This window comes from Parcubacteria group bacterium (assembly GCA_016186325.1).
Taxonomy (GTDB): domain Bacteria; phylum Patescibacteriota; class Minisyncoccia; order UBA10092; family UBA10092; genus JACPHB01.
Genome location: JACPLW010000006.1, coordinates 57680 through 83604, shown reverse-complemented (window position 1 = coordinate 83604; position 25925 = coordinate 57680). Strand labels below are relative to the sequence as shown.

Below are 25925 nucleotides of genomic sequence, written 5' to 3'. Positions count from 1 at the left end.
CGAGGAAAATGATTTATTTATTATTTTCTATTCATGTTCACTTTTAATTTTTCCTCCCAGCGTCCTTAATTCATTTAAAAATTTAGCACCTTCTTCCGGCTTCGGCGGCTTGCCGTGCCAATTATAGTCGTGTTCTATTTCCGAAATCCCCTTGCCGGCAATTGTGTGAGCGATAATTACCGTTGGTTTTTCATAAATAGCCTTTGCTTCTTCAACCGCGTCAACAAATTCCTCAATATTGTGGCCATCAACTTCAAGAACATGCCAATTAAAGGCCTCATACTTGGCACGAAGCGGCTCAAGCGGCATCACATTTTCGGTCATACCGTTTATCTGTATATTATTGCGATCAATAATGCCGGTTAAATTGCTTAGTTTGTTGTTTCCGGCAAACATTGCCGACTCCCACAAATTTCCGGCTTGATGTTCGGCATCTGACATAGCGCAATAAACGCGGAATTTTTTCCCGTCCATTCTCGCGCCGAAAGCAATTCCGGCCGCTTGCCCTAAACCGGAACCCAAAGGACCGGAAGTTGTTTCAACGCCCGGTAATCTTTCTCTTTCCGGATGCCCTTGAAGCCGTGTGCCAAATTTTCTTAAGGTTTTTAATTCCTCAAGAGAAAAATAACCGGCGTGCGCCATCGCCGCGTAGCGAATCGGACAAATGTGGCCATTTGAAAGAATCAGCCGGTCGCGATCGGGCCAGCTGGGATTTTTAGGGTCGTGATTTAAAACGTGAAAATATAAAGCGGTAAAAATATCGGCCATATCAAGAGGGCCGGCCGTGTGTCCGGATTTTGCTTCAACCAGTTCTTCAATCAAACTTTGACGAATTTTATTCGCCAGTTCCTCAAGCTGTTTTACTTTTTCGTCGTGAATGTAGTGGGACATTAAACACAAATCTCTAATTTCTAATCTTTGAGAGCCGATTTTAAATCTTTTATTGCTTGGCCGACGTCTGGTGCTACAAGAAGGCCGGAACCAACGATAAAGATATCCGCTCCCGCTTCTTTTAATTGCTTAATATTTTCAACTCTTACTCCGCCATCCACTTCAATTTTAATATTAGGATGATTATAACGCAATAATCCAATTTTTGTCGCTGTATCCGAAATAAATGGTTGGCCACCGCGCCCGGGATGAACGCCCATAAACATAACCGAGTCAATTTCCTCTAGCCATGGTTTTATATTTGAAGACGGCGTCTCCGGATTTAAAGCCAGCCCAACTTCAATTTGCGCTTGCTTGCATTTTTTAATAATACTGTTAATTTCCTCGGATTCACAGGCCTCAATATGAAATATGATTCTTTTTGGACCTAATTCAATCCACTTATCAATGGACTGTTGCAACCTTATTATCATCAAGTGAAATTCAACGTTAACTAGTTTTGTAAAATAAGCCAGTTCTTCAAAACTTATATTGGTTTTGCTGGTGACAAACTCGCCGTCGGTCACATCAATCTGAATCCAGTTATCAAATTCAGCCAAAAACGGTCTAAGCCGTTCAAACTTATCTTTTAGTTCTTGAAAATCATTATAGATGTCTTTATCAGACACTATTAATGCTGGAATGATTTGACTTGTGTTCATAAAATTAATGCACGTTATTTATCCTTATTTTAAGCCATTTTTTCGGCTATTGACAAACTAATGTAGGATTGTTACTATTTAACCATAGCCGAAACCCTAGCCCTAGAAAGAGAGGATTCGCAATGAAAAAGAGAGAAATAGAAGTTTATTTCAATGAGGCCGAATGGGGCGACTATGATGGCAATCCACGGTGCTTTGTATTATTTGCTGGCATCTTGTTGATCATCGCCATCGTTGTTATCGCCATCGTTGTGTAATTCGTCCTCCCAGTGTCCGGCCGGCCGTTTGGTGCATACCGCCAAACGGCCTTTATCTTTTCTTATACCCCATAACATTTTTTATATTTCTTTCCTCAATATTTTTCTAACAACAACCCTATCGTCCCAAGGATAACGCTTGCCGCCGATGACGATTGATTGTTCCGAACCCTTTCCCGTTATTAATACTACATCGTTTTGGCCGGCTAAGGAAAGTGCTTTTCTAATCCCTTCGCGTCTATCTTCTATTATAAACAAATCTTTGTCGCGATTTTTCCCGAATTTTTCCGCCGCGACAGCAATATCTTCACAAATTTCTTTCGGATCATCTTCATATGGATCAACATTACTGATAATTACAAAATCAGCTTTTTTTGCGGCAATTTCTCCTAAAACCGGCCTTTTGGCCTTGTCTCTGCCCCCACCCTCGGCTCCCAAAAGAACGATTACCTTCCCTACTGATTCTGTTGCCATTTCGCCGGCTGTTTCTAAAACCGCGTTCATCCCTTCTTTTTCATGAGCATAATCAACAAAAACCAAAAACCCCTGTCCTTCGTCAATTTTTTCCATTCTGCCGGGAATATTTTTTAAGTTTTTCAAACCCGTTTGGATTTGTTCGTTGGAAGCGCCAAAAACCGAACCAACGGCAACTGCGGCAAGCGCGTTATAGACATTGAATTTTCCGAGAATATTTAATTCGTATGATGTTGAACCGACAAAAAACTCCAGGCCGTCTTTGGTATTTCTTATTTTATCGGCTTGAAAATCGGCACCTCCAATCGTCCCGATGGTTATTTTTCTATCAGCCGGAAAGTTTAAGAAAAATTCTTTATGCAAATCATCGTAATTCACGATGATTGTTTTTTTGATTTCTCTCCCGTCAACCCCGACGGTACCGTCGGGGTCAATAACTTTTCGGCCATTCTTTCTAAGCACTTCAAACATCCTTCCCTTGGCTTCCTTATATTTTTCAAAACTGCCGCCGTGCGCCTGCAAATGTTCCGGTGTTAAATTGGTAAAAATTGCGACATCATAAAAAATCCCAAAATGGCGCCATTGTTTGATACCTTCAGAAGTGGTTTCAACAATGCAATATTTACAACCACTATTTGCCATTTGCTTCAATAGTCCCTGTAAAATGAACCTTCCGGGCATTGTCATGTGATATTTATTTAAAAATTCTTTTTCACCGATTCTGATATTGGCCGTGCCTATAAGCCCTGTTTTATTTCCTGCTGCCGTAAGAACCGACCAAATAAAATTTGCCGAAGAGGTCTTGCCCTTCGTGCCGGTAATGCCAATAATAATCATTTTTTTTGACGGCCAGCCATAATAAAAACCGGCCAAAGCCGCCAAAGTTAAGTGATAAATAGAAATTAATTGCTCCGGTATTAATCTTTTTATTTTTGATTTAAAACTCATAACTTTAAATTTTATATTTATTCTCTCGCTTTCCTCGCTCGCCCAGCGTGCTCGCTCAGGGATTCGCCCTCGCTCTTCGCCTGCGGCGAAACCGTGCCCGCTCGGGCTCATAACCCGCTTAGAGAACAAATATTAAAATTTTTAATATTACCAATATCTCTTTCTTAAATTATATAAATAATACCAAACAGATTTTAAGACGATATCATAGGAATCGGAATGTTCCAAAAGTTCTCCTCCGAATCTTTTTTTAAAAACTGAGATACCTTCATAGTTTTCGTAACCTCCGGTATTTGCCTGCACTCCGCCTAAATTATAAAACTTCATCCCACGTATTTTCGCTTCTTTTATTGATTCCCAGTGAGCCAAATGAGGCGCCATCAAATTTTTATGTTCGTCGCTTGATCCGCCAAAAACAAAATAAGCAGTATTTCCGTAAAGCAAAACTAAATTAATAAGCAGAATGTTGTTATCATATCTTGCAACCGCCAAAAAAGCATTTCCTGAATTGAGAGTTTCAAAAATATTTCGATAGTAAATTTTCGGATGCAATCCGAAACTGTCGCGTTTGGCAGTCTGTTCAAGAAGTCTATAAAAATCATTAAAATGCCGCTCAAAATTTCCTCCGATAATCTCAATTTTTACATCCCTTCTTTCCGCAAGGCCAATGTTATATCGGGTTTTTGGATGCATTGCGCTTAATAATTCGTCTTCTGATTTGGTGAGATTGATTATCCATTCGTATTTCGGCTGAAAATATGAAGATTGATATCCGTAGGAAGGAACTTTTTTAAAATATTTTGATAATTCGGACCTGCCTTCTCCACCAGCCGGCAGATTCGGGCGAGGCGAAAAAAAATCAAATCTCACAAAAACAGCGTTTTCTTCTTTTCCGATTTCAACCAATTTTTTCCTAAATTCTTCTAAAAATTCATTATTCAAATCCGTATTTTTCAAAACGGGACCATGAGGAATATATAAAAGGTTTTTTGAAAATGGTAATTCATATTTTATAACTTGAAAAAATCCGATAGTTTCCTCACCTTCTTTTATTTCAAATCTCCGAACCCTTCTTCCCGTTATTTCCTGCCACTTGCCAAAAAACCACGCTTGAGCAAACGGTGCGTTTTCCGAAGTTGAAAGCAGATTGTATTCCGCATCATTTTTAATTTCTAAAAACCCAATCATTTTGATTATATTATAAGGCCGCTTTACGGAAAGTAAAAATCGCCCGAGAAGGACCTGTGACTGTATTAGTAGAATAATCGTAATCTCTGACCGTATTCATAAATAAATCATAACCGTAGCGATAGCTGGCGCCAGTTTTACCGTCGCCGGAATCATTTGTGATAAATTCTCTTGTCTCATCGTTATAACCGATAACGACAACCATATGATAAGATGAGCCGGACAGTAAAAAAGGAATGTTCAGGTTTTTAAGACCGAATCCGTAATTTGGAGTAAGCACCGGCCGGCCTTGATTAATTTCCGATTTTATTTCTTCAATAGTCGGATTTTCCTTAATTAACGCGCCGTAAGAAGAAAACTTATTTATCATTTCAGCTGTTCTCGCCGCGTCTGAATTACTGTTTGAACCGTGTAAAAGATCTTGTTTTTCAAAAAGCATCATCATAAATTCTTCCGCCTCTTTTAATCCCACCGTCTTTTTTCCCAAATAGTATCCTTCAACCATTGATATGCTTGCTTCCTCGCAAGCATTTTTCCACGGACCGGTAAAAATACCGTGAGGCGCCTCGTTGACATAAGGAACTTCAAGAACCCAGTCGGCGATTTTTTTCTCCGGTGTTTTAGGCGCTTCTCCCCCTTCGGGAGATCTCTCGTAGGGAGATAAAATTCTCGGTTCAATAACGGGGGGTTTCCCGCCAACGGTAAAATCGGCTCCCGACTGATCGGTTTCAGACTGGTCAAACTCATAGCCGATTGGAGTTTTTTCTGTTTTATCCTCTGTTATTTTGGCAATAAAAAAATAGCCGGCCGTTATTAAGCCAAGAAAAACAATCAAATAAACCGATGATTTATCATCCATATTTATTAAATATTATAAAATATCTAATTTCAAAAATCAAATTTTCGCGCGACAAAAAACAAACCCGTCCCGCTAAGCGGGACGGGTTTGCTACTTAACTTAGTATCTTGCTTCTCGTCTGGGTCTTTCTTCCATCGGCCGCGCTTCATTAACTGTGAGCGCTCGGCCATCTAGCTCTTTGCCATTCAACATTTCAATTGCCTTTTGAGCTTCTTCGTCGGTAGACATTTCTACAAAGCCAAAGCCTTTGGATCTTCCGGACATTTTATCTTTTATGATAATAGCCGAGTCCACGGTTCCGGCTTGAGAAAAAGTATCTCTCAAGGAATCTTCTGTCATATCATATGACAAATTGCCAACATATAACTTTTTAGCCATTTTTGTTTTTTCACCCTTTGGGTGATCCCCCGTAGGGGGAAATTTATTTTATTAGCGTAAGACGACCTCTCTCTAAGTTCGCCATACACTAATCAAAGCGTAGGAATCGCAACTTATTTGAGAATACTTACAATTTTAAGTGTATACTATATCAATAAAAAAGTCAAGAAACAAAATGTTGTCTGCGGAGACGATGTCCCGATGTTAGAACCGATAAAGCGGCTTAATATAAGGAATATGGATAAGATTATATGCAAACTGCGACGAATATACAAAGAAAATCCTACCTGTTTTGATATTCCTATTTTTGCCCAAAAACAGTATTAATCACCCTCTCCACTTCTTTATCAGACAGCTTTGAGTCCGCAAGACGAGTTGATGCGCCTGTGGCGGTTATCAGAGTGACACGACGAAGTTCCGCCAACCTTTCTGGTGAAATATCAGAATGTTTTTTGGTAGATTTAGGATTTTTCATATCTATTTTTTTAATTTTGCTCTAAATGCTCTTACTTGTTCGAGATCATGCTCAATTGGACTACGAGCCATCTCGATTTTTTCTGCTTCCATTTCATCTTCGATCTCTTGCTCTTCATCCTCAATCCCCCTAAGACTTTGTTCTAGCTCCCGCTGTCGTTGTGCAAGTAACTCATCGGCCTTAGTCGGATCAATATCAATGATAGAAATTTCAGGGTTTGAATCGTAGTATTCTGCCATTGCATTATCATCGTAATCAAAATCAGCAGGGTCTATCTTCTCCGGTATTTTTGAACTGTCATAGAGTCCTTTTTTAATTTTTGGCGTTCCATCCGTATCAAATACTAGACTGGTAAGCAAACGTCTTCCTTCCGGAACCGCAGTATCCACTCCGAGTTGCTCCGATCGAAATTTTATTCCCCCATGAAATCTTCCTTCTTTTTGTTCTAACTTTGAACGAGAATTGGGGGCTTGCTCAGGATTTTTCATATATTTATTTTATGTTAAAATATTATTATAAAAATGTAAATCTTTCTTGTTTAGTTCGAATCCCTTCACCGACTTCGCTAAAGCTACGTCGAGCCAAAGAGGGTTCGCTCATTTTATCACTTTTCAGTTTTGAAATGTAGCACAAAATAAGGGAATTTTGACGCTCATTTTCAAAACTACTGGCGGCGGTGAAGGGATTAGAATTTTGTATTTCTTAACCTATTCAATTCCCTTTATTTTTTCGACTCTTCTTGCGTGGCGCTCCAAGCGCGAAAAAGGGGTTTCCAGCCATATTTTCAGAATTTCTTTTGCGGAATTTTCATCGGTAAAATCCGAGGAAAACGACAAAACATTGGCATTATCGTCGTTGCGGCTCATTCGCGCCTGTTCAACGTTAAATAAAAGTGCCGAGCGCACTTTTTTTATTTTATTAGCGACAATATCAACTCCAACGCCGGAGCCGCAAATCAAAATACCGCGATTATTTTCCGGGTCTTCGGCCACTTTTTTGGCGACTAAAACCGCGTAATCCGGATAGTCGTCATCGGGGACTAACTCCAGGGCGCCCAAGTCCTCAAAATTAAAATTCAGCTCTTTTAAGTAAGTTTTTAGGGTTTCTTTTAAGTCGTATCCCCTATGGTCAGCGCCGATGTAAATCATAATTTAAATATTTTGAGATTTAAATTAACGAGAAAATTTAAAACTACTTAGCATTTTATTAAAAATCACGAAATCACCAACCGGATCTAGAGCGCTTGACATAATATCTAAACGGCCGATTTCCTTATCCCAATTAAATGTATTTACTTGCGGATGAACCAATAAAAGGCGGCGTCCGTCAGCCGTAATGTATTTTGTTTGAACCCCCAGAAATCCGCTAATATTAATATTCTCTGTCGTACTGTCACTTGGCAAGCCATAGCTTAAACCATCTCTAGGCAAAATAGCGAAACGAAGATCGCTTGTAGGTTTTTTAAAGTAAAATTCTTTAACCATCTCGCCTCTGACATTTTCGTTAACTTCTTCAATAACCATCCAAGAAACCGGATATTGGATTTCAAATCCAAAATCTGCATTCTTATAAAGTTTATATCCCGGCATAACTGATGTTAGAGAAGGGGGAGAAGGTGTTGGCGCCGGCGACTTTTCGGGTTCCGGTTTAACGGTTTCGGCCGGTTTTTCCATTACTGTTTCTGGAGCTTGTTTCGTCAGCGGAAAAAGGTATTTTTGGTATCCTAAATAAAAACCTGCGGCAACAAGCGCCACGACAACTAGAATTGCGATAGTTATTTTGATTTTTAAATTCATAAGAGGCTGCTAACGGCTAGAACATGTTTTAATAAAGTCGCTGAGTAGCCCCACTCATTATCATACCAGGCCAGAACTTTTACGAGGTCGCCATCAGTAACCCGCGTCATCATTAAATCAACGACGGAGCCGTGGGGGTTGCGGATAATATCACTTGAAACCAGCGGCTCTTCTGTAACCGTCAAAATCCCCTGCCATTGTTTTTCACCCGCCGCTTTTCTGAAAATATCATTTATTTCTTCAACCGATGTCGGACGAGCCGAGATAAAAGTAAAATCTGCTATAGAACCGCAAACAACCGGCACCCTTAAAGATATGCCGTCAAACTTTCCGGCAAGCGATGGCAAGGCGCGGGTTGCAGCAAGAGCTGCGCCGGTGGTTGAAGGAACTATATTCTGCCCCGCGGCTCGGGCTCTTCTGAAATCGTCTTTTTTATCAGGACCGTCAACCAAACCTTGGGAAGCAGTGTAGGCATGAACTGTATTTAAAACGGCTTTTTTAACGCCGGGATTAGCCGACATCACCGCCATTACCGGAGTTGCCGCATTGGTGGTGCAGGACGCGTTAGAAGTGATTTTGTCCAGTTTTAAAAATTCCTCGCCGACATTTGGCGTTGAGGTTGGAGTAATTTCATCTTTTGCCGGCGCGGTAATTATCACCCTCTTGGCGCCGGCATCCAAATGAGGCGCCGCGAGATCTCTTGATTCAAAAACGCCGGTTGATTCAACAACAATATCAATTCCCAAATCTTTCCAGGGCAGTTTACCCGGCTCTTTTTCCTGAAGAATTTTAATTTCTTTGCCGTCAACTACCAGATTTCCGTTTTTTGCTTCAACTGATTTTTCATACTGCCCGTAAACCGTGTCATATTTTAATAGATAGGCCATGTTTTCTGGCGCGCCGAGGTCGTTAATCGCCACAAATTCCAGTTCCGGATTGCCAAAAGCATAACGGAAAAAAATTCGTCCAATTCTGCCAAAACCGTTAATTGCAATGCGTGTTTTTTTATTCATAAGCGGGCGAGCCTCGCCAAAGAAAATCTAAAGATTTTCTTTGGCGGGACTTTGTTTTTTAATTTTAAATAAATAATTGTAAGCTGACAAGGCAGCGGCAACGCCATCTCCCGCCGAAATATTGTTCTGTTTGTAAATTTCGTCGGTAACATCTCCGGCGGCAAAAATTCCTGGCCTGTTCGTCGCGCCAGTTTTGTGGTCAACTATTATTTCGCCGCCATTGTTCATTTCCACCAATCCCTTCATAAATTCCGAATTGGGCACCGAACCAATTTCAACAAAAACGCCTTGGAGAGCAAGTTCTTTTACTTGATTATCCTGTTTATCCAAATATTTTATACCGGAAACAAATTGGTCCCCCAAAATTTCTTGCGTTTCGGCATTGCTTATAATGGTAACTTTGGGCGATTTTTTAACTTCTTCCTGGGTTAAGGGATCACCGGAGAGATTTGGGCCTCTATTAATTATATAAATTTTCGCCGCGTAAGGAAAAAGATCAATTACCGCTTCTAGACCGGCGTTGCCGCCGCCGACCACGGCTACATCCTTGTCTTTAAAAATCGGGGCATCACAAGTGGAGCAATAGGCCACTCCCCGCCCGTCAAATTTATCTTCGCCCGGAATACCCAATCGCCGCCGCCGGCCGCCGGAAGTAACGATTAAAGTTCTGGTTTGATACTCGTTTCCTTTTTCGGTTTTCACCGTATAATTTAATTCGCTCGGAGAAACTCCCGAAACTTTATCGGGAGAAACAATTTCAACTCCCTCTTGAGCCCGAACGTGGTCTTCAAAAGATTTAGCCAAGTCAAAGCCGCTTATACTTTTAATCCCGATCCAGTTTTCAATGCCTGAAGAAACGACCGATTGTCCACCCCAGTCATTTGTAATTAGTAAAGTTTTTAACTTTTTTCGGCCGGCGTAAACGGCGGCCGCCGCTCCGGCCGGACCGCCGCCGACGATAATTAAATCATACATAAATCAAACTACTTACCTAACTTAGTTAATTCGGCGTCAATAATTTGCGTGAAATTTGCTGTTGGAAGAGCGCCGGCATAAAGCACTCCGTTTATAAAACTAGCCGGCGTGCCGGTGACTCCAGCTTCGCCTCCGGCTTTCGTTTCTTTGCTAACAGCATCGTTATATTTATCCGAGTCAAGACAAGAATTGAATTTTGCGCTGTCTAATCCTACAACCTTGGCAAAACCTTTTAAATTATCTTTACTGAACGCGCCCTGGTTTTCGCCTCTTTGATTGCTGTAAAGATAATCATGATACTCCCAGAATTTTCCCTGCTCGCCGGCACACCGCGCCGCGTTAGCCGCCCAAGTAGATTCCGGCCCTAAAAAAGCAAAATCCCGATAAATAAATTTTATTTTGCCGGTTTTTATGTATTTTTCCCTTAAAGTTGACTCTGTTTCTTTAAAAAACCTACCGCAAAATGGGCACTGAAAATCGCCATACTCAATCATAGTAACTGGAGCATTTTTGTCTCCCAAAATAAAATCGGTTAAAGAAACTTCCGGCAAAGTTCCCAGAGCCGCGATTTCAGAATTGCCTTTTTTATTTCCGGCAGACGGCCCATTTATCGAATAAATAACGGCAATGGCAATAACAATAGCAGCTAAAACAATGGCGCCCGGTATTAAAAATCTATTTGTTTGTTCATCCATATAATTGTAAGTTATAAATTAATTAATGATAGTTTATCATAAGAAATAAAATCCCGCAATGCGGGATTAGCTGTCTTTCTTTATTTTTTGGGAGGCCAGAAGCATAGAGTTGAATTCTACCGCCTGCCTTAAAACACTCAAGTCAATGCCATTGCCTTCCGCCCATTTAAGAAATGCTTCTGTGTCTTTAGGCAAACACTTGCCGTTAAATCCGCGATAGCTGTCCATAACAGGGTCAAGGTGTTCGCGCCCTATCCAAGGGTCATTTTCAGCAACTTCTTTTATAAGGCTGTAATCAATGCCGGTTCTCTGACAGAGATCGTAAATTTGGTTAAAGAAAGCATTTTTTGTCGCTAACTGGCAGTTTCTTACATATTTAAACATTTCAGCGGCTGCCGCCGGCATTATTTTGCTAAAACCGGCAGCAGGAAGGATTCCCAAAACAAAGGACGCAAATGGTTTACTTTGTTCTGTGTAGCCGACAAGCTGAATTTTCGGCGACCGAAAATCATCGTGAGCCCGTTTTTCGGTTAGAAACTCGGGATTAAACAACAGCCGATGCTGAAAATACTTAGCTTGTAGGTTATTGGATGTAAATGGCGGTACAGTTGATTTAATAACCACAATCTTACTTCTACCTGTTATATAACCAATAACTTCATTAACAATGGAAATGTCACAGGAATTATCGGCTTTGCGAGGCGTAGGAACACAGATAAAAATAATATCAGCTTTATTCACTTCCTCAATGGAACCAATGCCATTGAATTTGTCATAGCAAAAAACTTCGTAGCCCCCGTCTTCAAAATACGATTTGACCGCGCTACCTAAAATTCCCACCCCGATAATTCCTATCTTCAGGTCTTTGGCCATGGGTCCTTTTCTCCCTGTAATTTTTAAAAAACTAATTTTGCCTATTTTACATTAATATAACAGTATTTAGCAAGCCGCTATAACAAAACCCCTCCCCGCAATTGCGGGGAGGGGTTTCTTGTCACGTGTCACAATGTCACTTGAATAATTCATTAAGCTTAGTTCGAGTTTTCGGTCCGACATTGCCATAACCAGAATCGCCGGAAGTGGCAATACCATACTTTTCCTGGAATTTCTGAACGGCTCTCAAAGTAGCAGGACCGAAATATCCGGTAACAAGTCCCTCGGGATACACCGATGCATCAGTCTTAAGAGCTTCTTGAAGATTGGTAACATCCGCGTGTCGCAATCCTAAAGCCAATGGCCTTACAAAATTGAACCCGAGAGCAACACCTTGGGGAACCGGGTTTGCCGCCTGAATTGCTTGAAGTTCAACAAGAATCATGGCAATTTCGGCTTGGATTGAAGTTAAGTCATCCGCCGATGGTTTAGCGGGAAGGGCGGCAATTCTGGCGACAACCGAAACCACTTTTGATTGAACGGAGTCAAGAGTTGGAACTGCAGGCGTGGCCGGAGTCGCGGGAACAGCCGGAGTTACGGTCGGTTCGGCCGGAGTAGCTGGTGTTGCCGGAACTGCCGGAGTTACGGCATAAGAAGCCCCGCCGCCTCCGCCACCGCCAGGACTTGTGCCGGTAAATGTGGCAGAAGCAGTTTCAGTGTCATTAGAGTCCTGCGAGTCGGTCCAAGTGTAGGTCACGGTGCCATTACCTTGATAATCAAGCTTGTCGGCTACATCAGAGCCGGAAAGACTTACTGTCAAACTACCGCGGAAAATTCCGGAAGAAACAGTTGTTTCGGTAAGGGTAACGGTTTCCGAATCGGTAATGCCGCTTGTGCCGGTAACCGTGACTGTTATGGTTTCAGCAGTAGCGGCTTCAAAGTTCAGGGCGGTATCGGTAATCTGAACGTGGATAACCGGATAGCTGTCAAAATTACCAAAAGTGGTTACCGCCGAGCCGCCGGCAGAGTCGGAAAGAACGCCGACGCCGGCAAGAACAACTCCTGTAGTCCCAGAATAAGAGACGTTGCCGCTGTTAGTCCAAGTGGCGCCGGTCGCGGTAAAAGTAAATGTGCTTAAATCAAGTGTGGCGCCGGAGGCGACGGTTACGGTGCTGGTAGCAGTGGTATTGCCAAGTAGAGTTTTAGTCGCCGCACCGGTAATACTAAGGTTTGCATAAGTGCCGGTAGCAACATTGGTGGCTGATGCGGACGAATAAACGACTTTAGAACTCTGTATAAAATCGCCGTTGGCTTTTGAAAAGACCGTGCCCGAACCAGATAACAAAAGGTCGGTTATTCCAAGAAAATCCGCTTTAGACGCGGCGCTGGCAGTAAAAACATTGGATACGGTTGTGGTAGCCGCCTGCGGGGCCGCTGTGGCGGCATAAACGCCAAATTTATAAGTGCGGATTGCGGCTGTGGAAGTAGGAGTAAGTTTCAGATTATAAAAAGTCGTGGTGGCAACTATGATATCAGCCGTACCACCGCCAATGTAAGCTACGGTGCCCGTTGCCGCGGTAAATGTAGCAGTAGCTGGCAACTCCAAAGGAGCGCCAGCACCCGTCTGCCCTAAGTTAAGAGTACCGGCGCCATAAGTGCTAGTTGCAAGTTTCAGTGTGCTGGTTCCAATAACCGACACCGTGCTTGAAGCGCCAAAATTGGCATTCCCAACCACAAGAGTCCAACCAATATTGGCTGCGCCAAGTCTCAAAGTGTTGACGCCATAATTTAAAGTCGTAGTAGCATAAACCATAAGGCCCGGAGTATTCGCAATAATTACCACATCGGGAGTTGAAGTAGCGCCCGGATATTGATTGGCGCCAGCGTCGACGCTTAGTCCCCAATTTTTTGAATCGGTCCAAGTTTGCTTGTCGCCTCCGCCATCCCAGGTCCAGGTTTCGGCATTAACTGAAGCTGTATTTAAAAACAAAAATCCCGCGACTAAAAAAAGCCCGAGAATGACAAAATATTTTTTAGACATTAATTTTTATTAGTTTTTAATAAATTATATTATTAATATTAAAGCAAAAAAAATTTTTGTCTATACTGAGTTATACACACCTAGCTAATAAATAAAATACCCCCGCAGCTGCGGGGATATTTTATACAGTCATTTACCTTCTAAAATCCGGCTTATTTGCTCGATAGCAGGTCTTGCAAAATACTTTCCTATCGCCGGTTGGCTTAAATGGTAGGCTGTGCGGAGTTTTGGCGTGGCATTCGCTGCATTCCCACTCGCCGGTATAGTCATTGCGAGGTCCGCCATAATTTCTGGCGCCGCCGTTATCATCTCTATTAAACATAATATGTCTAATCCTTAATAAATTATAATTTTCGACCCAATAACACAGATTGTACTCTTAATACTCGTAGCTGTCAATTAAAATTCCCGACTTGTCATATAATCCGATTTTATCATGAAGCGAATCAAAAATCGGATTATTATTTCCGGTGTAAATTTGCCAGCCCTTAAAAAAATCGGAGTCCTGGCGGCGACTGCTAACGCAAGTGTTGTAATTTAGATTCTTCTCCACCCAAACGCGGCATTGGTTTGATTGCCGATTTAAAATATCTTCGCTCGGAATGCGGCAGGAAGCGGTTTTTAATATTAAGTCCTGACAGGCGCTGTCAAGACCGGCTAAGTCGCCGAGTTTAACCCCGGGACAATAATTCATAGAATAATCAATATTGTAAACACTGCCGAACCAGCCGAAACAATTGTTAATCCGAAAATTTCCAGCCAAAGGCCCATTGCCGGCAATTATTTTCGCCGACTCACCGCTTGACAGCAAAATGTCGGAGACCGCGGCATCAAATTGCGGCAAAGCATAGCCTTTTCCGATAATTGTTTCTCCCTTTTTTTCGCTTTTAATTTTCCAGCCGGTAATATTTACCGGAGCGCCGGAAAAATAAGACGCTTTCAGATCGATTTGTCCTCCGCCATAACGATAAACGCTCATACTGATTCCCGGAATAGAAGTGGAAACGGGAGCAGGGGCAGGAGCAGGAGCGGGCGTCGGCGATATCGGCGCTGGTATATATTTCGGAAAGGAAAAATTAAAAAACTGATTGGACTTTATAATCCCCAAAAGATACGGCAAGCCGACAAAAATACCGATGAGAACCAGCATCAATAAAATCAATCCAAAAACAAATTGAAATTTCATCCCCCACCCTTAAAGCATTAAAGAGTTTCTAATCCGACCTTTAAGCGAAGCGTATCCCTTTTTAAATTGTTTTAACCTTTCTTCTCTCATTAGGGCGTCTTTTTTAGATTTGTATGCTTCATAATAAATAAGTTCAAGCGGTCTTATGTTTTTAGTAGATTGGACCAAGCCCTGATTATGTTTTATAAATCTCTTTCTTAAATCAGGGGCAAATCCAATATAGATACTATCATCCTTTTTAGATTTCAAGATGTAAACATAAAACATAATCTATGCTTTAAGGGTGGGGGATTATTTCAGAAGTTGCGAGAGTTTTTCCAACGTCTCACCCAAAGAACCGATAAGCTGCAAGATGGCAGCGAGATTTTTTGCACGAGAATCTAAAGAAGAGGTTGAAGTTGCAGTAGTGGGGATAGACACGGTATCTGATCCAATATTTGTTGCACCTGAATTGCTGTAACACTCCATGCTGGCTTGAATGGGGCTGTGAAAACTAACCCCTGACCATGACGCATACAACTGTAAACTTCCCGACGGCTCAAATTTCCAATAGGGGCTGCTTCCCCATAAGCCGCCGCCAACCACCGGAATATTCATTCCATACGCTAGACAATAACTTGTTGCCGAAGAAGTCCAGGAAGCCGTAATAATCGAATTGTAAGGTACTGCCGCGGGATTATCAGAATTATTGATTTTTAAATCGACAGGCGTGGCTGAAGTTATTGGCGCCGCAACGGTAAATTGCGCATTGGACACGTCTTGATTGACGCCCATCGTAAAACTGCATGATGTCGCGCCGCCGGTAAGGCAGGAATAAACATCAATTTCAACGGTATAATCGCTTGCCGGCGTTATAGATGCGGGAACCGTCCATTGATAACTTCCCGAGTTAGAAATATTGTAAGCGATGGTTAAATCTCTGGACCCGCCCGGACTGCGCAGATAAATGTTCACATTGCCGCTATATCCGGTTGATTGCCATTGAACAGTATAAGTTTGGCCGGTTGTCCATGTTTCCCCGCCATTCGGTGAGAGAAGAGTCATAGATTGGGAAACCGGAAGAGGCGGCATTGAGGCCTGAACAGTATATTTAGTACTTGCATTCGCGCAGTCAATTATCCATCCTTGTACTGGGAAATCTGAAGGACTAAGCGTGACTGTACCGCTTGGTACTGATGTAGGACATGGCGGGGTACCGTTCTTCGGATCGCCGCCAACAAAGGTGCTCTGACCGTAATTACTGCAAATTCCAGCGCAACTTATTAAAAACGAGCCAATGCCATCCGGATCGGTCACCGTTACATTATATTTAGTATTATCGTACTGGCCGGGAAATAATCTTGTGGCGGCTAAACCGCTATTACCAGTACCACTGGAAACCGTTCCTAGTGTAATGAAAGATTGTCCGCTGCTTTTTGCAATATTCCCGCCGCTATCCGTTGAGATAACCTGGAAATAATAAGTAGTTGCCGGGAGTAATTCCGTGTATATGTTATATTCTTTCCCCAAATTGTAAGTGTGCGAAGTTCCGGACGCGCTTTTTGGATAAGAGCTGCCATAAGAAGTCGTCATACCAAAATAAATATCTATCGAAGTAACAGATTTACTTGTAGTCCAAGTAATAGTAGCCGATTTTTCCGTAATATTGGAAACCTGAATGTTTGATATAACTAGCGTAGTAGTACCGGCTGTCGCAGTTGTCGTTGTTGCCGTCGTAGTAGTCGTTGGAGTGGTAGTTACGGTAGCAGTTTGAGTAGTTGTTGTCGCCGTCGTTGGAAATGCAATCGGAGCCAAAGAAGCAACAGATGAACAACTGATAAAGTCGCATCCTAGGGCGCCGCAACTAAGGTTTTGGGATTCTCCTATGCCTTGGTAATTGTAGGTCATAACCAATCGCTGCACGGGATTAGAGTTTGTTTTACAGTAATTTTGAAGAAGATAATCATAGATTGTTTTAGTGCAAGCAGTTTTAAGTCCGGTAACTGTATTAACGCCGCTGACAGCGTACTTGGCAAATCCATTGCCAAAGTCAGCGATATCAAAACGAGGAATATCCATATAATTATCTTTTATCAGACATACTCCTGTTGGAGCCGTGGTTACAGGTTGAACTGGAGTAGGCGCAAAAGGCACAGTAATAATCGGTGTTATCGGTGTTGTAGTTGCGGTTTCAATCTTCTTCTGAATTCCTGGAGCGGTTAGAAGTCCCGGCGGAACAACGCCGGAAGCCCCGGCTCCTTCGGTAACAAGCTCGTTCAATTTAGATAAAGTTTTGGGACCGACTACGCCAACGGATTCTATACCCTGTTTTTCCTGAAACTTTCTGACCGCGGCTTCGGTTAACGGCCCGAAATAACCCGAGACTAAACCTTGGGGATAAACATCTGGAAATTGTTTTAAAAATTCTTGCAACTGTTTTACTTCGTCTCCAGTCGCTCCGCGGCTTAGTGCTTTTGTAAATCTAAGCTCGGTTTTAACCGCTTCAAGCTCGGTTTTGGTTGATAAAACTTCGGCCTGAAGATTTTTTACCCGCTCTTGCAGAGCCTTGATTTGTTCCTGAAGCTGTTGGATTAGGGCCTGGACATCTTTTTGAGCGGTTTGCGCAAAAGTTGGATTTGTAAAAAATAATCCAATTATTAAAATAAAAAATGCCACCAATGAGATAATGAGTGATTTTTTCATTTTATTTACTAAAATTAATGATAGATTGCTTAAATTATAATAAAATTAAAACTATTACACAATTTTTATTTTTTAGATGAAAGTTGTTCTATAATTTTTAATTCTTCCTGCAATTTATCGTTTAATCCGAGATTTTGATAAACCAGCGCCAGGGATTTGTGAATTTCTATATCATTAGGGTCGCCCGCTTCAATTGACAAATACAACAGTAAAAGTTCCGGCCACATTTTAAATCGGATATAGGGATTGACCGCGCCCAAAATTTCTTGTTTTTGAGCGAAAGCGCGACGAATCTTAAAAAATTTATCCAAATCATATTTTAGCCGGCCGTTTTCCAAAGAAACATTATCGCCGTACCACAAACTTAACGCTTTGTTTATAGAAACGGTTGCTTCTTTGTCATGAACACCGCTAGCGATATAGGCCAGGCCCAAATACCAATGGCTTAAGGGATAATTAGGAACAACCTCGGCGGCTCGCTTCATTATTTCTATCCCCTGTTCATATTTTTTCATGTCAAAAGACAATTGCAGATAAGAAATATAAACTTCCAATCTTTTGGGGGAAAGTTCCAAGGCCTTGTCATAAGCCGCGGCCGCTTTATTAAAAAGTTCCAGTCGCACCGCAAAATCTTGAATGCCCCTCGCTTTAAGCGAATACATCTGGCCCAGATTCAGATAAGTAAACACCAAAGGATGATTTTTTACTTCTTTTTCAAGTTCGTTTATGCCAAAATCTAAAACTTCCAGCCGATTTTCCGGATTAAATTTTCCTAAATTCGCCTGAAGCCAGGTTATATACTGATTTCTAAATTCCGTAGTGCCTAGAGTTTCGTATTTTAACGATTCTTTATAAAGTTTAAAAGCCTCGTCTGCCGTCATAATATTATTTCTAAGACCGGAAAAAGCGCTGACAAATTTATAATTGGCAATCGCCGGTTTAACGCTTACCTGCCAGATTAAGAAAATAGTGAGTAGTAAGTAGAGAGTAGAAAGGGCAAGAATTGTTTGCGAATTGAGATTTGTATTTTGTATTTGGTATTTTGTATTTGGTATTTGTTTGGAAATTGGGATTTGGGATTTGAGATTTCCAGCTTCATACATTGCAAATCCTATGGCCAAAAATAATGATATGAAGCTGGCTGGGCTGTCAAAAACAAAAAAACTTTGAACAGCATAAGCTACCGCAAAAGCGGTAAAAGTCCACAATTTTCTCTTCCAAAATGTGATGAACAAAACAGCAATTAAAAACATATACGCCGCTAGACCCAAAATACCGCTCATTGACGCGTAATCAAGATAGGCGTTGTGAGCGCGGTCAAAATTCGTTTCCTGCAGGATGTAAACCCGGGGATTCAAAAAAGCATTGTGAAGATATAAATAATTGTTGGGACCAAAACCGAAAATTGGCCGGTCTTTGAAAGCATCCCACGCGATTCTCCATTCAACAAACCGCTGCTGCACCGTTGTATCCTGTATTGAAACGCGGGTAATCCTTGAAAGTTGATAATTATTTTTAACAAAATTAGCATCGCGAAACATAAAAACAGCTCCATAAATAACGATTAAGCCGCCGATAACCGCTCCCCAGATTTTTAGATTTTTTTTATTCTGCCAAATGTTAAAAAGCATAAAAACAAGCATGCCTGCGCCAAAACCAAGCATGGCGCCGCGGCTTCCGGCAAAATAAAGCGTCCCGATGTTGAGAAAAAAAGCCGTCGCCCAGAAATATTGATGTCCGACATCAATAATTCCCCGATGTCGGACATCAATATTTAAACCTCTCCAGAGATAAAGGGCGAAGAAGGCGGAAAAAATCGCGTAACTTCCCAGAAGATCGGCATTGCCGATAGTTCCGATTTGGCTATGCGGCATCCAAACCCAAGTCGCCCCAAGATACTGCGCCGAAACGTAAAAAAATTGTAAAACGCTTACTGAAACCGCAATGCCGATATAATTTTTCCACTCTCTTTCTGATTTAAGAACGCCGGAAAGAATCATGGCAAAAGCAAAAAAATGAAACCAGGCGATTACACCGGACATTCTTTCGGTGTTGCCCCAGAAACTGCGATACGCGTCAACGCCGGTAAAACCGGTAATTATTAAAATAATCGTTAGCGCGGCCAGGGCATAGGTTACTAAGTTTAATTTTGGCCGGTAACGATTGTCTGAAATCGCGAGAATTATGTAAAAAAATAAAATAATTTCTATTACCAGCTGAAAGAGCCAGATTTTGGGGAAAATAAAAGGAAAGAAAAAAGAGCCGCCGATATAAAGCGGAATAAACAAAATAAAACCAATTCCGAATTTGACGAGTTTTAACAGTATATTAGACATCGGGCTATTTTTATGGGAAAATATAAATAATGTGGCGCAGACGATTAAAAATATTTTTGCTTGTTATAAGTGACGTTTTTATATTATACGCCGCTTTAGGGTTAACTCTTTTTATACGGTACTCAATTATAGAACAGGATTTGCCCGCGCTTTACAATTCTGTTCCGCTTCACCTGCTTCCTTTTACCATAATTTTCTTTTTTTGGCTAATTATTTTCTGGGCCGCCGGACTCTACGACATAATAAAGTTAAGAAACGAAGAGGCGTTTTATAAAACGCTAATTATAGCTTTCTGCATTAACGCCGCTATCGCCGTCACTTTTTTCTACTTTATTCCTTATTTTATAATCACACCAAAAATAAATCTTTTTATCCACATGTCCCTGGCTTTGGCGCTGCTTTTATTCTCCCGGCAATATTTCAATCGCTGGGCGAGAGAATCGCTGCGGATTCATTTGGTATTCCTTGGTTCTAACAATGAAGTAGTGGAGTTAAAAGAGTTTTTAAATAAAAACCCCCAGCTTGGATTCAGGGTTGACGGCGTTTTGGCGCCGGATAACTTTTCCGAACTTGAAAATCTTTGGCATGCAAAAAAGTTTTCGCTTATTGTTTCCGCCAAAAAATTCAGCCAGGGGGAAAAATTGGCCGGCGCTCTTTTTGAATATTTTAAAAAAGGCGTTACCATAAGCGATTTGGATAAATTTTACGAGAATCTGACCAAACGAGTTCCAATTGGAGTAATAAAAGAGGTTTGGTTTTTAGAAAATATCTCGGAAGTTGAACGGGGACTTTATGAAACGTTAAAAAAAGTTTTTGACATATCTCTCGGTATTATTCTTGCCGCCGTTACCGTTGTGATTTTTCCGATTGCGGCCATAGGAATTAAAATTTTTGACCCGGGGCCGATTTTTTACCGGCAGCGGCGCGTCGGCAGAAGCGATAGACAATTCACGCTGGTTAAATTCCGTTCCGTGCCGGTCGCCAAAAAAACAGAACATCTGATGGAAAAACCGCCCGAAGAAGCGATAACCGCTTTCGGAAAATTTTTAAGGAAAAGCCACTGGGATGAGCTGCCCCAGGTCTGGAATATTTTAAAAGGCGAGATGTCTTTTATCGGGCCGCGACCTGAAAAACCCGATTTTGTTGAGCGATTGTCTCTAGAAATCCCATTTTATGAAATGCGCCATTTAATTAAACCGGGAATTGCCGGATGGGCCCAGCTCCACAACCCCAATGCCGGCCCATCGCTTAAAGAAACGCTGGAAAAACTTCAATACGATTTATACTATATAAAAAACCGTTCTGTATTTTTAGACCTATCCATTATTTTAAAAACATTGCGGATTCTTCTCTCCGGCGCCGGGAAATAGTTATTAGAAATAGTTATCAAGAGTAGTTATCATTAGTCATCATTAGTTATCAGTCAACATCGCAACAGTAATAAGCAACTAAATGGCGATCGCTTGTTATTTGTTTATATTATATCAAGTTAAATTTGTTTTTAATATCAAGTTCATTATCAAGATGAGTCGCTTCTATAAATCTAACAAACCTGCTGCCGTTATATAGTTCGGTAATAAAATCGATTTCGTTTTTGCATTCGTATGGATGAATAAAAACGCTTTTCTGAAATTCAATAAACCCGAGCTGTTTTAATCGTTCCCTTAAAGCTTCGCGCAATTTCTTTTTCTTTTCCGGAACATCAAACAGAACAATACGCCATTTATGATCCCAATTTGCCGGTTTATTAATGGAAATCTCATCAAGTTTATAATGTAGTGCGGCTTTTTTCCCATTTTCATTGAGAAGCATGCTGATTGAACCATCTTGGCGTTCGTGATAGTCAACAAGTTTAGACGCATATAGTCTCCTAATAGAGCGATAAAGTTCTTGGCGATTAATTTTTCTCCATTCTTTTGTTAAAGATTTCAAGATTCGCCATTGCCCACGGGGAGAGTTAGACAGTCCCAAAGAAATACCCGCCAAAAGAAGTAAAATAACTTTTTGACTTGTAATTCCGAGTCTTGGTTTATTATATCTGGATACGTTAAGCATATTATTTTCATTTTATTGTTATATCAAAAAATATTCAAATTACATGCGATCGCTTACTAGTTGTAAAATTATTGAAATGATAGAAAATAGACTAAACTAGATAGGAAATAAACAACAAATAAACAACGAAAAAAACAACAAAAAATAAAAAAATAAAAAAACAGCTAAATACCATTTTATAGCCGTTTAAGTTCGGCGATGCCTTTCGGCAAATCAACCGTTGGTTCCCAGTAAAGAAGTTCGCGGGCTTTGGAAATATCGGCAAGAGTGTGGCGCGATTCGCCTTTTCGTGCCGGTTGGTAATGGTATAAACCGCCGATCATTTTCGCAAGCTGATTAACACTGTAGTTTTTTCCACCGCCGATATTTATTATTTCGCCATTACCAACTTTAGCTGATTCAGCCGCTAAAATATTAGCTCTCACAACATCGCCCACCCAAGTAAAATCCCTGGTTTGCTCACCATCGCCGTAAATAGTAGAAATGGCACCCATTTTGCTGTTCCTAAGAAAAGTTCCAATCACTGCCGAATATGAATCACCGCTGCTCTGGCGCGATCCGTAAACGTTAAAATATCTAAGGCATACGGTTTTTTTAAAAAGCATTTGGCAGTATCTTTCGGCCGCAAACTTTTGCAAAGCATATGGGCTTAAAGGATCTACTGGCATGTCTTCTTTAAGAGGTAAAATGGACTGATTGCCATAAATCGAGGATGAAGAAGAATAGATGAGCCTCTTGGCATTAAGCTTAATCGCTAGTGCAATTACGTTTAGCGTGCCATCAATATTGGCGTTATTGGTTTCTTTGGGATGACTAAGAGAGTATTGAACTTTCGGCAAAGCCGCAAGATGAAAAACAAAGTCAACACTTTGATATCTGCTAAAAGCAGGTTTGAAGTTAAAATAGCCAACTCCCATAGAACGACTGATGTCGGATTGAAATACTTCCGCTCTCGGATTTACATTTTCTCTTTTGCCGGTTGAAAAATTATCAATAACTAAAACTTCATCACCCCGTTCTATAAGCGCGTCAACCAAATGCGATCCGATAAATCCCGCCCCGCCGGTAACAATCATACGCATCGTTGCTACTCCTTTTCGTATTATAAAATTGTCAAAAAACGATTTTTAATATATTATCAGAAAATCAATAAATGTCAAATTTAAAAGAAAAATATTATAACCTGTTGCAATACGGAACAGAATTTATGGGGCTTGATTTAAAGTATTTCGCTTCCGGCGGTTTTTGGACGACTTTGGGCCAAGGCATAAACGCGATTCTCACATTTGCCCTAACCATTGCTTTTGCCAATCTAATACCGAAAGAGGCCTTTGGTGTTTACAGATATATCCTTTCCATCGCCGGTATCTTGAATATTTTCACCCTAAAAGGAATGAATACGGCGGTGGTTCAAGCTGTTGCCACCGGCAATGAAGGGGCGCTTAGGACTTCGGTCAGATATCAGCTCAAGTGGAATTTAATGCTCGCGGCAGCATTATTTGCCGCTTCCGTTTATTATTTTTGGAACGCCAACCAGGCATATGGAATCTCTTTTTTCATTCTGGGTTTGTTTGTCCCCGCGACGCAAGCGTTCAACACTTATGGCGCCTATCTGGAGGGCAAAAGAAAATTTAAAATCAATAATATTTTTAGCGTCGCCGCGACTGTTGTTTATGTCATCGGAATGTTTGCCGCGCTTTATTTTGGCAAAGAGGTAATCTGGCTTATTCTGGCTTACGCCGCGACGACATTTTTAGCGAATTTATTTTTTTATTGGCAAACACTGCATTTATTCAATCCCCGCGGCTCTTCGGGCGATGTATTAAAGTACGGCCGCCGACTTACATTTATCAGCTTTATCGGCCCCGTTGCCAGTCAGATTGACAATATTATTTTGGTCCAATTCTGGGGGCCGGCCCAGCTTGCCGCTTATTCTTTGGCGCGCGCCATACCCGATAGAGTTGCGCCTTTTATTAAAGATATTGTAAATCTTGGCTTGCCGAAACTCGCCCAGAAAACCGCGGAAGATATTAATAAAGTCTTTTATAAAAGAATCTTTCAAGGCCTTTTTTTGGGCGCGGTATTCGCGATCGGATATATTTTAACGGCGCCGATTGTTTTCAAATTTGCCTTCCCTAAATACCTAGAATCCATATTTTACTCCCAACTGCTCGCCATTGGTTTTATTTTTGCCGCTCCGCTTGGTTTTGTGGGTGCCGCTTTTACTTCTCAAAAATTGGTGAGACCGATTTTGTTGAGCAGTGTTTCGGCTACTGTAATTAAAATAACTCTTTACGTAATTCTGGGCATCTGGGGCGGCATCTTGGGACTGGTTTTGGCGCAACTCATATACTATGTTATAGTGACTTTTATAAACATAATAATCTGGAAATTTACCCCCACACTTAATTAAGTAAAAAATGAAAACCATAGGCATCATCTTAACTTATAATTGCGCCCCAATGATTGAAAATACTTGGCGAAGAATTCCCAAAGAATTATTTGATGAGATTATTCTTGTCGATGATGCTTCTTTAGATAATACAATGGAGACGGCAAAAAATCTTGGTATTACTTGTATTACCCACCCGCACACCGGCTACGGCGGCAACATAAAATTTGGTTTGGAAGAGGCAATTAAAAGAGGAGCCGATTACATGGTTGAAATCCATGGCGACGGACAATACAGCCCGTCTTATATCCCCGCGGCGCTTGAAAAAATCAAAAAAGAAAACTATTCATTGCTTCTCGGTTCCCGGTTCACCAACTGGAAACAAACGCTAAAAGACAAAATGTCTTTTCCGCGATTTTTGGCCAACATCGGTTTAAGTTTTATTGACCGATTAATTCTTCGCCTTCCGCTTACCGAATTCCACACCGGTTTCCGCGTTTACACGAAAAATCTCATCCAAACCGTTAACTTGGCAAAAACTTCCGATGATCACCTTTTCAGTTTTCAGATTATTGCCTTAGCCCGATTCCATAACCTTTCAGTCGGAGAAATTCCCATCCGTTGCGATTATTCCGGGGAACATACCTCCATAAGCATTTCAAAATCCGCTATTTATTCTTTTCAGACAATGCGCGTCTTGTTTGATTATCTTATCGCCCGCCTTGGTTTTGAGAACGGCATATTCCGGCGTTAAAAAACTTATTTCCTTTAACAGAAAATCCCGATTGGAATCGGGATTGAAATGTATCAATAGATTAAATTAAAAATCGGTTTTCCGGCGCAGTTTTTTCATTATAGGGATTTCGGATTCTAAAACGCGCTTTACGCCGTTGCCTTTAGCCGCTTCCCAAGTGCGAATATCGCGAATCAAAAGTTGAAAACCCTTAGGTTCCATACTCGCCGCCTGATCCGTCCCCCACATAGTATGATCCAGTGTTATATGCCGCTCAATAACATTCGCTCCCAAAACTGCGGCCATTACGCTCGGCGCCAAGCTAACCTCGTGTCCGCTGTATCCTATTGGAATATTCGGAAATTTCCGCTTTAGAGTTTGAATCACTTTCAAATTTAATTCTTCCAGCTTTGCCGGATAGGTTGAGACGCAATGCAAAATTATTAAATTTTCAGGATCTAAAATTTCCGCCGCTTTATCAATTTGCTTCATTGTGCTCATGCCCGTTGAAAGAATAACGGATTTGTTTTTTACGCGCATACGCATCAAAAGTTCTTTATCGGTAAGACCGGCGGATGGAACTTTATAACAAGGCGGATCAAATTGAGCCATAAAATCAACACTGTCTTCATCCCAACATGACGCAAACCAAACAATGCCTTTTGATTTGCAGTAAGAGTCAATTTGATCGTATTCGTTTTTGCCAAATTCAATTCGATATCTATAATCCATGTAAGTCATGTAACCCCAAGGGGTCTCCCGCATCACACTTCTCTGCCCCGAAGGAACGCATAATTCCGGTGTCCGCTTCTGAAATTTAACCGCGTCAACTCCGGCGATAGCCGCCGCGTCAACAAGCTGTTTGGCGATTTCCAAACTGCCATTATGGTTAATGCCGATTTCGGCAACAATAAAACACGGGTGGCCCTCGCCAATCCACTTGCTACCGATCTTAACAGCCATCTGGTTCCCTCCGC

At 41.3% G+C, this 25925-nt stretch carries 26 protein-coding genes; 3 read left to right on the top strand and 23 right to left on the bottom strand.

The features are described from left to right. Positions 1–27: 27 nt before the first annotated feature. The 20 genes from HYW79_02585 to HYW79_02490 form a co-directional block, all read right to left on the bottom strand. On the bottom strand, positions 28–891 hold the full coding sequence (locus HYW79_02585) for a transketolase (protein ID MBI2635409.1): 864 nt from the start codon (positions 889–891) through the stop codon (positions 28–30). Positions 892–911: 20 nt separating this feature from the next. Continuing rightward, a complete protein-coding gene (locus tag HYW79_02580) occupies positions 912–1592 on the bottom strand; it encodes a ribulose-phosphate 3-epimerase (protein MBI2635408.1) in 681 nt (226 codons plus the stop codon). Between the two features lie 338 nt (positions 1593–1930). Beyond that, positions 1931–3271: a UDP-N-acetylmuramoyl-L-alanyl-D-glutamate--2,6-diaminopimelate ligase gene (locus tag HYW79_02575; GenBank protein ID MBI2635407.1), complete on the bottom strand. Its 1341-nt coding sequence runs from the start codon at positions 3269–3271 to the stop codon at positions 1931–1933. A gap of 147 nt (positions 3272–3418) precedes the next feature. After that, entirely contained in the window at positions 3419–4459 is a 1041-nt protein-coding gene (locus HYW79_02570; GenBank protein MBI2635406.1) for a peptidoglycan bridge formation glycyltransferase FemA/FemB family protein, read from the bottom strand. Between the two features lie 10 nt (positions 4460–4469). Beyond that, on the bottom strand, positions 4470–5318 hold the full coding sequence (locus tag HYW79_02565) for a C39 family peptidase (protein ID MBI2635405.1): 849 nt from the start codon (positions 5316–5318) through the stop codon (positions 4470–4472). 99 nt (positions 5319–5417) lie between these two features. After that, positions 5418–5696: an RNA-binding protein gene (locus HYW79_02560; GenBank protein ID MBI2635404.1), complete on the bottom strand. Its 279-nt coding sequence runs from the start codon at positions 5694–5696 to the stop codon at positions 5418–5420. Positions 5697–5997: 301 nt separating this feature from the next. Continuing rightward, positions 5998–6171: a hypothetical protein gene (locus HYW79_02555; GenBank protein MBI2635403.1), complete on the bottom strand. Its 174-nt coding sequence runs from the start codon at positions 6169–6171 to the stop codon at positions 5998–6000. Positions 6172–6173: 2 nt separating this feature from the next. Beyond that, positions 6174–6659, bottom strand: coding sequence for a hypothetical protein (locus HYW79_02550; GenBank protein MBI2635402.1), 486 nt, complete (start codon positions 6657–6659; stop codon positions 6174–6176). A 219-nt stretch (positions 6660–6878) separates the two neighbouring features. Next, positions 6879–7322, bottom strand: coding sequence for an RpiB/LacA/LacB family sugar-phosphate isomerase (locus HYW79_02545; GenBank protein ID MBI2635401.1), 444 nt, complete (start codon positions 7320–7322; stop codon positions 6879–6881). Positions 7323–7343: 21 nt separating this feature from the next. Further along, positions 7344–7967 carry a hypothetical protein gene (locus HYW79_02540; protein ID MBI2635400.1) on the bottom strand — a complete coding sequence of 208 codons (624 nt, stop codon included), beginning with the start codon at positions 7965–7967 and terminating at the stop codon, positions 7344–7346. After that, positions 7964–8980: a type I glyceraldehyde-3-phosphate dehydrogenase gene (gap, locus tag HYW79_02535; protein ID MBI2635399.1), complete on the bottom strand. Its 1017-nt coding sequence runs from the start codon at positions 8978–8980 to the stop codon at positions 7964–7966. The genes HYW79_02540 and gap overlap by 4 nt, the downstream gene beginning before the upstream one ends. 27 nt (positions 8981–9007) lie before the next feature. Further along, positions 9008–9955, bottom strand: a complete 948-nt coding sequence (locus HYW79_02530; protein MBI2635398.1) for an FAD-dependent oxidoreductase — start codon at positions 9953–9955, stop codon at positions 9008–9010. An 8-nt stretch (positions 9956–9963) separates the two neighbouring features. Then, a complete protein-coding gene (locus HYW79_02525) occupies positions 9964–10650 on the bottom strand; it encodes a DsbA family protein (protein ID MBI2635397.1) in 687 nt (228 codons plus the stop codon). A gap of 66 nt (positions 10651–10716) precedes the next feature. Beyond that, the gene (locus HYW79_02520) at positions 10717–11523 is read right to left on the bottom strand and encodes a UDP-glucose/GDP-mannose dehydrogenase family protein (protein ID MBI2635396.1); all 807 of its coding nucleotides are present in this window, start codon (positions 11521–11523) and stop codon (positions 10717–10719) included. A 136-nt stretch (positions 11524–11659) separates the two neighbouring features. After that, positions 11660–13564, bottom strand: coding sequence for a peptidoglycan-binding protein (locus HYW79_02515; protein ID MBI2635395.1), 1905 nt, complete (start codon positions 13562–13564; stop codon positions 11660–11662). Between the two features lie 133 nt (positions 13565–13697). Continuing rightward, positions 13698–13886: a hypothetical protein gene (locus HYW79_02510; protein ID MBI2635394.1), complete on the bottom strand. Its 189-nt coding sequence runs from the start codon at positions 13884–13886 to the stop codon at positions 13698–13700. Positions 13887–13943: 57 nt separating this feature from the next. Beyond that, on the bottom strand, positions 13944–14750 hold the full coding sequence (locus tag HYW79_02505; GenBank protein ID MBI2635393.1) for a hypothetical protein: 807 nt from the start codon (positions 14748–14750) through the stop codon (positions 13944–13946). A 9-nt stretch (positions 14751–14759) separates the two neighbouring features. Next, positions 14760–15017 (bottom strand): GIY-YIG nuclease family protein, encoded by a 258-nt coding sequence (locus HYW79_02500; GenBank protein ID MBI2635392.1) that lies wholly within the window; start codon positions 15015–15017, stop codon positions 14760–14762. A gap of 24 nt (positions 15018–15041) precedes the next feature. Then, positions 15042–17432 (bottom strand): peptidoglycan-binding protein, encoded by a 2391-nt coding sequence (locus HYW79_02495; protein ID MBI2635391.1) that lies wholly within the window; start codon positions 17430–17432, stop codon positions 15042–15044. 65 nt (positions 17433–17497) lie between these two features. Beyond that, entirely contained in the window at positions 17498–19768 is a 2271-nt protein-coding gene (locus tag HYW79_02490) for an O-antigen ligase family protein (protein ID MBI2635390.1), read from the bottom strand. Positions 19769–19797: 29 nt separating this feature from the next. On the opposite strand from HYW79_02490, the gene HYW79_02485 reads away from it, so the two are divergent. After that, positions 19798–21138, top strand: a complete 1341-nt coding sequence (locus tag HYW79_02485) for an exopolysaccharide biosynthesis polyprenyl glycosylphosphotransferase (GenBank protein MBI2635389.1) — start codon at positions 19798–19800, stop codon at positions 21136–21138. A gap of 109 nt (positions 21139–21247) precedes the next feature. Here the strand turns inward: HYW79_02485 and cas2 are convergent, their stop codons facing one another. Further along, complete coding sequence (cas2, locus tag HYW79_02480; GenBank protein ID MBI2635388.1) at positions 21248–21823, bottom strand: CRISPR-associated endonuclease Cas2; 576 nt, start codon at positions 21821–21823, stop codon at positions 21248–21250. Between the two features lie 176 nt (positions 21824–21999). Then, the gene (locus HYW79_02475; GenBank protein MBI2635387.1) at positions 22000–22905 is read right to left on the bottom strand and encodes an NAD-dependent epimerase/dehydratase family protein; all 906 of its coding nucleotides are present in this window, start codon (positions 22903–22905) and stop codon (positions 22000–22002) included. Positions 22906–22976: 71 nt separating this feature from the next. On the opposite strand from HYW79_02475, the gene HYW79_02470 reads away from it, so the two are divergent. Together HYW79_02470 and HYW79_02465 are read left to right on the top strand one after the other, a co-directional pair. Beyond that, positions 22977–24236: an oligosaccharide flippase family protein gene (locus HYW79_02470; GenBank protein ID MBI2635386.1), complete on the top strand. Its 1260-nt coding sequence runs from the start codon at positions 22977–22979 to the stop codon at positions 24234–24236. A gap of 7 nt (positions 24237–24243) precedes the next feature. Beyond that, positions 24244–24969 carry a glycosyltransferase family 2 protein gene (locus tag HYW79_02465; protein MBI2635385.1) on the top strand — a complete coding sequence of 242 codons (726 nt, stop codon included), beginning with the start codon at positions 24244–24246 and terminating at the stop codon, positions 24967–24969. A gap of 66 nt (positions 24970–25035) precedes the next feature. Here HYW79_02465 and HYW79_02460 read toward each other — a convergent pair whose 3' ends face one another. After that, the gene (locus HYW79_02460; GenBank protein MBI2635384.1) at positions 25036–25911 is read right to left on the bottom strand and encodes an N-acetylneuraminate synthase family protein; all 876 of its coding nucleotides are present in this window, start codon (positions 25909–25911) and stop codon (positions 25036–25038) included. Between the last annotated feature and the right edge of the window lie 14 nt (positions 25912–25925).

What these genes read in the sequence shown, in the direction of transcription:
- HYW79_02465 (MBI2635385.1), top strand. Translation starts at nt 24,244, where the DNA reads ATGAAAACCATAGGCATCATCTTAACTTATAATTGCGCCCCAATGATT.
- HYW79_02460 (MBI2635384.1), bottom strand. Translation starts at nt 25,911, where the DNA reads ATGGCTGTTAAGATCGGTAGCAAGTGGATTGGCGAGGGCCACCCGTGT.
- HYW79_02475 (MBI2635387.1), bottom strand. Translation starts at nt 22,905, where the DNA reads ATGCGTATGATTGTTACCGGCGGGGCGGGATTTATCGGATCGCATTTG.
- HYW79_02500 (MBI2635392.1), bottom strand. Translation starts at nt 15,017, where the DNA reads ATGTTTTATGTTTACATCTTGAAATCTAAAAAGGATGATAGTATCTAT.
- HYW79_02525 (MBI2635397.1), bottom strand. Translation starts at nt 10,650, where the DNA reads ATGGATGAACAAACAAATAGATTTTTAATACCGGGCGCCATTGTTTTA.
- HYW79_02555 (MBI2635403.1), bottom strand. Translation starts at nt 6,171, where the DNA reads ATGAAAAATCCTAAATCTACCAAAAAACATTCTGATATTTCACCAGAA.
- HYW79_02510 (MBI2635394.1), bottom strand. Translation starts at nt 13,886, where the DNA reads ATGTTTAATAGAGATGATAACGGCGGCGCCAGAAATTATGGCGGACCT.
- HYW79_02585 (MBI2635409.1), bottom strand. Translation starts at nt 891, where the DNA reads ATGTCCCACTACATTCACGACGAAAAAGTAAAACAGCTTGAGGAACTG.
- cas2 (MBI2635388.1), bottom strand. Translation starts at nt 21,823, where the DNA reads ATGCTTAACGTATCCAGATATAATAAACCAAGACTCGGAATTACAAGT.
- HYW79_02540 (MBI2635400.1), bottom strand. Translation starts at nt 7,967, where the DNA reads ATGAATTTAAAAATCAAAATAACTATCGCAATTCTAGTTGTCGTGGCG.
- HYW79_02550 (MBI2635402.1), bottom strand. Translation starts at nt 6,659, where the DNA reads ATGAAAAATCCTGAGCAAGCCCCCAATTCTCGTTCAAAGTTAGAACAA.
- HYW79_02575 (MBI2635407.1), bottom strand. Translation starts at nt 3,271, where the DNA reads ATGAGTTTTAAATCAAAAATAAAAAGATTAATACCGGAGCAATTAATT.
- HYW79_02485 (MBI2635389.1), top strand. Translation starts at nt 19,798, where the DNA reads ATGTGGCGCAGACGATTAAAAATATTTTTGCTTGTTATAAGTGACGTT.
- HYW79_02490 (MBI2635390.1), bottom strand. Translation starts at nt 19,768, where the DNA reads ATGTCTAATATACTGTTAAAACTCGTCAAATTCGGAATTGGTTTTATT.
- gap (MBI2635399.1), bottom strand. Translation starts at nt 8,980, where the DNA reads ATGAATAAAAAAACACGCATTGCAATTAACGGTTTTGGCAGAATTGGA.
- HYW79_02570 (MBI2635406.1), bottom strand. Translation starts at nt 4,459, where the DNA reads ATGATTGGGTTTTTAGAAATTAAAAATGATGCGGAATACAATCTGCTT.
- HYW79_02580 (MBI2635408.1), bottom strand. Translation starts at nt 1,592, where the DNA reads ATGAACACAAGTCAAATCATTCCAGCATTAATAGTGTCTGATAAAGAC.
- HYW79_02470 (MBI2635386.1), top strand. Translation starts at nt 22,977, where the DNA reads ATGTCAAATTTAAAAGAAAAATATTATAACCTGTTGCAATACGGAACA.
- HYW79_02495 (MBI2635391.1), bottom strand. Translation starts at nt 17,432, where the DNA reads ATGAAAAAATCACTCATTATCTCATTGGTGGCATTTTTTATTTTAATA.
- HYW79_02565 (MBI2635405.1), bottom strand. Translation starts at nt 5,318, where the DNA reads ATGGATGATAAATCATCGGTTTATTTGATTGTTTTTCTTGGCTTAATA.
- HYW79_02560 (MBI2635404.1), bottom strand. Translation starts at nt 5,696, where the DNA reads ATGGCTAAAAAGTTATATGTTGGCAATTTGTCATATGATATGACAGAA.
- HYW79_02520 (MBI2635396.1), bottom strand. Translation starts at nt 11,523, where the DNA reads ATGGCCAAAGACCTGAAGATAGGAATTATCGGGGTGGGAATTTTAGGT.
- HYW79_02515 (MBI2635395.1), bottom strand. Translation starts at nt 13,564, where the DNA reads ATGTCTAAAAAATATTTTGTCATTCTCGGGCTTTTTTTAGTCGCGGGA.
- HYW79_02505 (MBI2635393.1), bottom strand. Translation starts at nt 14,750, where the DNA reads ATGAAATTTCAATTTGTTTTTGGATTGATTTTATTGATGCTGGTTCTC.
- HYW79_02530 (MBI2635398.1), bottom strand. Translation starts at nt 9,955, where the DNA reads ATGTATGATTTAATTATCGTCGGCGGCGGTCCGGCCGGAGCGGCGGCC.